Annotated in this window: 6 protein-coding genes and 3 pseudogenes; 5 read left to right on the top strand and 4 right to left on the bottom strand. The window is 68.4% G+C overall.

Features of this window, described 5'->3' with window-relative positions; translation table 11 throughout:
* Together ACZ4N5_RS41040 and ACZ4N5_RS41035 are read left to right on the top strand one after the other, a co-directional pair.
* Window positions 1-638 (top strand): nucleic acid/nucleotide deaminase domain-containing protein (locus ACZ4N5_RS41040; protein ID WP_467762067.1); only part of this gene is annotated, 638 nt, incomplete at its 5' end.
* A 175-nt stretch (window positions 639-813) separates the two neighbouring features.
* The gene (locus ACZ4N5_RS41035) at window positions 814-1,902 is read left to right on the top strand and encodes a hypothetical protein (RefSeq protein WP_467762066.1); all 1,089 of its coding nucleotides are present in this window, start codon (window positions 814-816) and stop codon (window positions 1,900-1,902) included.
* Between the two features lie 73 nt (window positions 1,903-1,975).
* On the opposite strand, the pseudogene ACZ4N5_RS41030 reads toward ACZ4N5_RS41035, so the two are convergent.
* A pseudogene (locus ACZ4N5_RS41030) lies at window positions 1,976-2,221 on the bottom strand (transposase); the annotation flags it as partial.
* Between ACZ4N5_RS41030 and ACZ4N5_RS41025 the strand changes: the two are divergent.
* Window positions 2,153-2,596: pseudogene (locus tag ACZ4N5_RS41025) on the top strand (DciA family protein); the annotation flags it as partial. The pseudogenes ACZ4N5_RS41030 and ACZ4N5_RS41025 overlap by 69 nt on opposite strands.
* A gap of 116 nt (window positions 2,597-2,712) precedes the next feature.
* Here ACZ4N5_RS41025 and ACZ4N5_RS41020 read toward each other — a convergent pair.
* The 3 genes and pseudogenes from ACZ4N5_RS41020 to ACZ4N5_RS41010 all read right to left on the bottom strand — a co-directional run.
* Window positions 2,713-2,946 carry a hypothetical protein gene (locus ACZ4N5_RS41020; RefSeq protein WP_467762069.1) on the bottom strand — a complete coding sequence of 78 codons (234 nt, stop codon included), beginning with the start codon at window positions 2,944-2,946 and terminating at the stop codon, window positions 2,713-2,715.
* A 619-nt stretch (window positions 2,947-3,565) separates the two neighbouring features.
* The gene (locus tag ACZ4N5_RS41015; RefSeq protein WP_467762065.1) at window positions 3,566-4,465 is read right to left on the bottom strand and encodes a hypothetical protein; all 900 of its coding nucleotides are present in this window, start codon (window positions 4,463-4,465) and stop codon (window positions 3,566-3,568) included.
* A gap of 403 nt (window positions 4,466-4,868) precedes the next feature.
* Window positions 4,869-6,200, bottom strand: a pseudogene (locus ACZ4N5_RS41010) (lytic transglycosylase domain-containing protein); the annotation flags it as partial.
* Window positions 6,201-6,536: 336 nt separating this feature from the next.
* Between ACZ4N5_RS41010 and ACZ4N5_RS41005 the strand changes: the two are divergent.
* Window positions 6,537-7,085: a hypothetical protein gene (locus ACZ4N5_RS41005; RefSeq protein ID WP_467762064.1), complete on the top strand. Its 549-nt coding sequence runs from the start codon at window positions 6,537-6,539 to the stop codon at window positions 7,083-7,085.
* A gap of 114 nt (window positions 7,086-7,199) precedes the next feature.
* A partial coding sequence (locus tag ACZ4N5_RS41000) for a S1 family peptidase (protein ID WP_467762063.1) occupies window positions 7,200-8,178 on the top strand: 979 nt, incomplete at its 3' end.

Raw genomic sequence — 8,178 nt, 5'->3', positions numbered from 1 at the left:
ACGGTCATGTCGGTTTCGAGGAGGCCTACGAGGGTGTGGGCCATGGCGGTGGCGATCTCGAAGGCCGGGGTCTCACGCCGCGCCAGCGCCACGAGCGCGGCGCCCGACGTGGCACAGGCAAGACGTGCACCAGGATTGCGCGTACACCGCTTTCCGCCGGTATATCCGCGTCCGGAAGCGCATGCCCGCTGAAGCTGATCGCCTACAACAGCGACGAGATGAGCCACCTCGCATACAAGTACCGGGTGGAGAACGGATACTTTGGGGCAGATCACAACGTAGCCGTGGCGAGGGTGCCGGGCTGGAACGACCCCAAGACCGGTGATTACGTGGTTGCCAACAGCAAGTTCAGTGGCCACTCCGACACGGAGATCCTGGACCAGCTGAAGGAAAAGGGCGTCGACCCCAAGGAGATCACCGCTTTGTACGCCGAACGGCAGCCGTGCGATGGCTGTGCCGGTGCTCTTAAAAAGGCTCTCAAGGAAGGGACCGTGATCACCTACTCCGTCCCCTACACGCTTGAGATTGCGTCCTATTCGAAGAGTCTTCTCGCGAGCTATGTCAAGCGGGCCAACGGCGGACGGTTGACTCGTTCTGTGATGAGCGGCCAAGGCACTGAGGCACAGAAGCATGACTGACCGGGATCAGTGATCCAGCCGCTGTCGGGCCCCGCCGGGACTTCCGTCCCGGCGGGGCCTCCCACATCCGTAATCTGGTGCCGTTCGCCACAGCGGCAGGGGGCTTGATCTACCGAACTGGAAGAATCGACAGTCCGAATCCCCTTCGCTGCGGACGGCTCCCACAGGAGAACCCTTGACGTACATCGATCCTCAGAAACGCGCCAATGCCGAGAAGAACGGCTCTCCGCATGCTCCAGAAGAAGTAATCGCCGAGTGGCACGCGCTGGCAAAGAAGGTATGCCGAGAGCTGCAACACGCCGGTCTCCCCGCATATGTGCAACACCCCAACACCCTGGCCGACCAGCAGGCCGGCGCGTGCGTTTCCGTCGACACCATCGAAGGTCCGACAGGCGGCGTCCACGTCAGCTGGAACGCCGGTGAATCCCTGACCGAGGCTGCCCTCGAGTTCATGCAGCCGGACCGGCTCGATCTCTCGGAACCGGTGATCGAGCACGGTACGCGGATCGTCTCACTCATGGACGAGACGATCAAAAGCGTGCTCACGCTTGCCGGCTTCCGCACCCGTGACGCGGTCGAGCTCAACGACCTGGCCCCGGGAACCTATGTCGCGGGCCGGCAGCCGAGACAGTGGTTCATCGAGCACATCCTCACGGAGGGTGTGCTCGGTCTCATCGCCGCCATCCGCTCCTGCGATCCGAGCGGTGACGATTCCGGTGAGCCAGCCGGTATCAGCGCGGAAGGCAAGGCACGGCTCACCGGACGGGGCATCCGGATCGTGCAGGACGGTCTGCACCGTCTGGCGGACGACGACCGGCAGGAATTCGTCCTCGTCTTCCGCAGGCTCGCCGGAGCGATGCACAGCCAGGACATGGCGTACAGGGGCTTCTGGAAGGCAGACCGGTCGCTGCTGGAACTTCCCGACGAACTCTGTCTCCCCGCGCGGGAACCGCAGGCCGTAGCCGGTACTTCGGTGACCCGGTCTCAGGTGCTCGCGGCCGCCTACATGGCTGTGCTCGCCAGTATCGAGCTGGCCGACGAGAACACCGTCGCCGACGATGAAGCCGTCAAGATTACCGAAGCGTGGACGGGAACCCTGCTGAGGCGGCTGGACCAGGCGCCTGACGAGGACCGGCGGGAGCTGATGCACCTCTTCCGGGAGGCTGCCCACGAGGAGACCGACCCCGCGCATAAGGCATTCGCTTCCGGATTCCCGGAGGCCATCGGTTTGGTCGAAGAGGGCGAGGGAGCGACGACCACCTGATCAGGAGATCCCGCCATCGGGTCTATCAGGAATCAGGGTCTGGCCCGTAGTCGGTGGTGACGCCGGGTGTCCGTCAGGGCAGGAGGATGCGGTGGCGGAGGAGGTCGAATCCGGCGCGTCCGTGCATCTGTCTCATGATTCTCTTGGTGCGGGTGTTGACGCCTTCGGTGCGGCCGTTGTGGTAGAGCAAGGTGAGGCCGGCGTTCACGGCGGGCCGGTCGACTTCGAGGCCGTTGGTGAAGCTGCGCAGGTGGGCCAGATCGACGGCGCGGGCGACCGTGATCCACTTGGTGAGTTTCACGTCGTTGCCCTCGCCCGGGTCGCCCTGCGCCAGGCCCGCGAGGCTGCTAAGAAGCACGGCGGTGAGACCCGCGCGCCGCGCCGCCGTAGTCAGACGACCGTACGGCGCGACGGACGCGAGCCGAGCGGGTTCGCCGCCGTGCTGAAGGGCCTGATGGCAGAGCGTGCCTGGGAGCTCCCGGCCGCCGACGGAACCGTGATGGACCGGTGGCCCGACATCGCGGCCGCGGTTTCCCCGCGGCTGCCCGACCACGTCCAGGCGGTGGCCTTCCACCCGGAGACCGGCCAGTTGGACCTGCGCCCCGACTCGCCCGCCTACGCCACCCAGCTTCGGCTGATCAGCGCCCGGATCGTCGCCACGGCGAACAGCACGTCCGGCACCGACGCCGTGCGCAGCATCCGGGTCCTGGCCGCCGGCGGCTCACCCGCGCCCCGTACGACGGAGCCCGCCCCAGCAGCCGAGGCCGGGCCCGAAGCACCGGTGAAGACCCGGGGGTCGGCGTCCGAGGGCTACCGCCAGGCGCTCGGCGCGCACCAGTCCGCCGCGCCCCCGAGCCGGGTCGACCCTGGCATCGCGCAGGCAGTCGAGCGGCAGACCAGGGCGATGCGCGAGCTCAGCCGACGCGCGTCGCCGCCGTCGAACAGGCCGTCTTCGTCGGCGGCCCCCTGGAGGGGATTCTGCTGTGCGCCTGGCACCAGGCCGGGGAGCAGGGCCGGGACCGGCTGGAGGCGACAATGCGCCATCGCCTCCTCATGGCCAGCGACGGCACCGATCGAAGACCAGGTCGCCAAGAAGGTGAAGGAGACTGACGGCAATGCCGAAGAAGCGCAAGAGGGACCGCAAGGCGCCCCCGAAACGAGCCTCAGTGCGAACCGCTCCAGCCCAGTCCGCACGTTTGGAGCTGTTGGACTGGGACGACGCCCCGGAGAGCGATATCGACTTGCTCGATGACCTTGGCGAACGGTTTCCCGCTCCCAACGACGCGGTGAAGGCTGTGCAAGCCGGCGAGTGTGTGTAGTGGACGGGCAGCGTCGACGGATCGACCGAGGCGTGAGGGCCGTCGCTGAATGCAAGGCACCCGAGCCGACGACCACAGCCCACAACTTCCGGTCACGCCATGCGTTCCAGCTCCACCGCAGGCGTTGCACCCTCGAGCTGGTCCGCCGCAGTCCCGTTCTTCCGGGCCGTTCGCCGCACGCGCCCGCCGCAGCGCAAGTGCGCGGGTGGCCTCGGCTTCACGGCGGCGCTGGACGCGGGCCGTCTCGATCGGAGCTGGCTGGTCATCCGAGGACACCTCGGGCTCCGGGAGGTATCTGTTCCCACTGTTGATGCGCGAGGTGCACCCCTGCACGCCCTGCGAATTCAGGGCCGGTCAGGATTCGTCTGTGTTCTTGCCTTCGCGAGAGCCCGTAGCTCCGTCATGGCCTCAGGGTCGAGGTCGAGTTCAGCTGCCGGGGCGAGCAGCGCGCCGATCTCGCTGTCCCGTCCCTGCTCCGAGAGGAACAGCGCGTAGTTGACGAAGGCGAGTTCGTCCCGGTGTTCGATGGCATCCCTGAAGCGGCGGTCGGCCTGTTGGCACTGCTCCAGCTCCTCGTGGAGGAGTGCGAGGTTCAGGTAGGCGTTGGTCTCGCCGTCCTCCGCGGCGGCCTCGTAGTGTCCCACGGCCTCCTGGTGGGAGCCGTTGTCGGCCAGGTGGAGCGCGCAGGCGAAGCGGGCTCCGGTAATCTCCTCGGCCAAGGCCTCCCGCAGGTGGGCCCCTGCCGCCTCCATGTCACCGACGGCGTTCTCGGCCTCGCCGAGCACGACCAGGATCGAACGGTCTCCGGCGTCCAGAGCCTGGCGCAGCCAGGGAAGTGCTTGCGGGTACTCCTCGCGGTCGGCCAGGAGTCGGCCGAGGTTGCCGGCCGCCATGGTGTCGCCCTGGCTGATCGCCCGGCCCAGCAGATCGGCGGCCTCGTCGAGCCGTTCGTCGTCCTCGCTGAGGAAGACGCCGTAGTCGTTGAGCGCCCGGGGGTTGCCCTCGGCCAGCGACTGCTTGTAGTAGGCCTCCGCGCGTACCCTGTCCTCGATCTCCTCGGCCAGGACCGCCGCGGTCCACAGGTCACGTCGCGGCCGCCGCGGGCAGCCTGCTCCAGGGCCGCGACAGCCTCCTCGGGCCGGTCGAGCTGGATCAGCAGATCGGCCAGCGCCTCGTACGCCCCGGCGTTGCCCGCGTCCGCGGCCGCGGTGATCAGCTCCAGCGCGGCGTCGATGTCGCCCCACTCGTGCACGAGGTCCAGGATCTTCTCCGCGACCTCGTCGTCCCGGCGGGTCCACGCCCTCAGATACAGGGCCAGAGCCGCGGCAAGGTCTCCGGCCGCCCACTGTTGCTCCGCTTGGGCCTCGAATTCGGCTTCGGCCATGAGGGCATCCTTCCTGTGAGTGATTCCCACTTGTGACCAGCCGCGCCGCCGGTGTGTGCGGTGCCAAGCTCCGCACACACCGGGGAGCGTTGAACGGTCAGAGTCGATTGGCGCTGCTTGCGCTTGTTCGGGTTGGCACTTCTTGGAGCCGCCCGCCGGAGCCGAGGGGTGCGGCTTGACGCTCGGCCAACGTGCGCCGACTCTGTGAAATCGCCCCTCGTATCCGCCCGCGGCATGGGCCGGGGGGCGCCCTGGAGAGGCACGGCCGCGCGTGGCGGCGCGGTGCTAGAGGCGGCGGCGGCCACCGTCAGTTCGACGGTCAGTGTCGCCCCGCCGGTGGTGGTGATGCGGAGGAGGAAGGTGCCGGTGGTGTCGTCGGCGTACAGCTTCGGCAGGACGAGCAGGCCGTCGGCGTCGGTGGTCAGGGCGGTGAGGGTGCGTACGGTCGTGCCGTCCACGTCCTTGAAGTAGGGGCCCTTGTCGTTCTCGCCTGTGTCGTCGGCGGACTTGACCAGGGTCGCGGTGGCGGCGACCTTGCCCGCGGCGGCGCCCTGGTAGGTGGCCTTGACCTCGATCTGGTCGGCGAACTCGCCGCCCGGCACGCAGGTCGGCGCGGTGTCGGTGGTGCGGGCCAGGGTGTCGGCCTGGCGGGCGGTGACGGTCGCCGTGTAGTCGAGGCCGGCCATGACGCGGCCCACGACGGTGACGCGGACGGTGAAGTCGCCTGTCTTCTCACCGGCCGTGAGGGCGGGCGCGGTGGCGGTGCCGAGCCCGTTGGTGAGCTGTGTGGCGACGTTCTCGCCGCCGGTGAAGGTGGCGTCGGTGTCGCCGACGATGGTGAACCGCACGCGGACCTTCGCGACGGCCTTGTCGGCCTTGTCCTCGGTCCGTACGGCGATCTTCTGCGTGAACGTGCCGCCGGCTGTCGCCGTGGCCTTGCCGTCGGCCATGTTCGTCAGGTGGTCCACCGTCTCGGTGGGCGTCGGTGCCGGCGTGGTGGTGGGCGGGGTCGGCGGGGTCGGCGAGGGGGACGCGGGCGGGGTCGGGGCGGGGCTCGTCGGGCGGCCGCCCGGCTTGGTGCCGCCCGGCTCGGTCGGCCGCGGCGGGGTGGGGCTCGGGCTCGGCGTGGCCGGTTCGTCGCTGTGGTGCGAGGGCAGCGTGCCCGTGCCGTCCGGTACCTCGTGCGTGCCCTTGCGGTAGTACTCCAGCCACGACAGGACGGTGTTGAGGTACGCCGTCGAGTTGTTGTAGCTGAGGATCGCGGCGTTCATCTGCGCCTGGACGGACATGTCGTGGCCGAAGCGGCACAGGTAGTGCCCGGCGGCCAGTGCCGCGTCGTAGACGTTGTTGGGGTCCTTCTTGCCGTCGCCGTTGCCGTCGCGGCCCGCCCACGCCCATGTGGAGGGGATGAACTGCATGGGTCCGACCGCGCGGTCGTAGGTGCTGTCGCCGTCGAACGCGCCGTTGTCGGTGTCCGTGATGCTGGCGAAGCCGTTGCCGTCAAGGACCGGGCCGAGGATCGGCGAGAGGGTGGTGCCGGCCGCGTCGACGCGGCCGCCGCGTGCCTGGCCCGACTCGACCTTGCCGATCGCGGCTTGCTGTTCTTTTATGGACTCTTTAAGGGAGGCCGAGCAACCCTCGCCATGTCATGATCCACGTCACACAATGACCTCAACTCCCGTCCGTTGTGGCCCTGTTTGACCGGTTGATAAAAATCTGCACAAGGGATGTCATTGCTCGGGCGTCTTCATACGGATTTTCCCGGGCCGTTGCGCCCGTATGACAATCCGGGGGGCGTCCGGGGGGAAGGGTTATAGGAATGTGTGCGTCCGCAGAGGTCTGGCCGAATCCATCCCAGTGGATTCAGCATTCCGAGTACGGTCGGCGCCGGCTTTCGCTCCCCATCACCAAGACGACGAAAAGGGACAGCGATGAAGGCAAGACCCGCACGGGCCCGTATGCCGAAGACGAAGACCCTCCTGCGCACCGCCGTGGCAGCCACGGCGGCCGCCGCACTGAGTTGGCTCGCGCTGGCCGGCGGCTCACCCGCCACAGGCGGCACCGACGGCACGGCGCAGGCCACGTCCGTCGCCGATGAGGCACCGGGGTATGCGGTCGAAGACTTCAACTACCCGAACGCGGACAAGATCCTGACGGAGAAGAACATCAAACTGAAGCGCGGTGACGGTCACATCACCCTCACCGACTGCGTCACGGGCACCGGCCAGCTCGAGGTCTACACGCGCAGCCGCACCGACAGGATCTGCTTCCAGGTTACGGGCAACTCCGGCTGGCTCACCCTGGAAATCCCCACGGTGTACGGAATGAAGGGCAACGACTACTCCACCCAGGTCGACATGACCACGGGCACCGAGGAGAAGTCCTTCGACATCCCCAAGAACACCTTCACCGGAGTGGGCGAGAGCGTGGACCCCGACGGCCGCGACTTCATGCTGATGGAGATCCGGACAACCAAGTAACGCCAGGCCAGGGTTTCTTTCACCGGAGTCCCGTACGGCCGACAACCGACGCTCCTCGTCAGCCACTCTGCCACGGCCACAGGCTACGCAGACCTCGCATCAAGGACCCTCGTCATGCAACTCACCAGACCTGTGCGCGCCGCCGCGCTGGCCGCGGCCCTGATCGCCGGGCCACTAGCGCTCAACGTCCCGTCCGCGCAAGCAGTCACGGGCCCTGCGACCACCGATGCCGCCTACTCCTATGCCGTACGCCTCGCCATCGGCGACGGCGCACGAGCCTGCTCAGGGGCGCTGGTGGACGTCCGGTGGGTCCTCACCGCCGCCTCCTGTTTCGTCGACAACCCCGCCTCGGGGGCCTTACCCGCAGAGGGCACGCCGGCCGAGAAGACCGTCGCCACGATCGGCCGTACCGACCTGACCACCACCAGCGGCCTGGTCACCGACATCACCGAACTCGTCCCCTACCAGGGACGCGATCTGGTCCTGGCCCGCCTGGCACAGCCCACCACAGGGATCACCGGGATCACCCCGATCCCGTTCACGACGACCGCGCCCACCGCCGGGGAGACCCTCACGGCCGCCGGATTCGGCCGTACGAAGACCGAGTGGTCACCGCTCGCCCTGCACACCGGCGCCTTCGCCGTGGACTCCGCCCAGGACGGCCAGGTGGCCATAACCGGGCAGGGCACCGCGATCTGCGCCGGCGACGCCGGTGGGCCGCTGATCCGCCAGAAGGACGGCAAGCCCGAGCTGGCCGGCATCAACTCCCGGTCCTGGCAGGGTGGCTGTTACGGACAGGACGCGACCGAGACCCGCACCGGCGCGCTCTCCTCCCGCGTGGACGACAGCGCCGTGCACGACTGGGTGCAAGAGGTCCGCGAGCGCCCGCGCGAAGTCGTGACACCCGCCGATGTCACCGGGGACGGTCGCGCCGACCTGGTCATCCAGGACACCGACGGCACCATCACGGTGCGCACCGCGAAGGCGGCACCCTCGGGCAGCCCCTCGCTCCGCTTCAACACGGGTGTCCGCTGGAGCGCCGGCTGGTCCAACTACCTGGGCCGGCCCGGCCAGGGCCGTCTGTACTTCGCCG

It is taken from the genome of Streptomyces sp. NPDC026500, from assembly GCF_055567635.1.
This window is presented reverse-complemented; position numbering and strand designations above follow the sequence as displayed.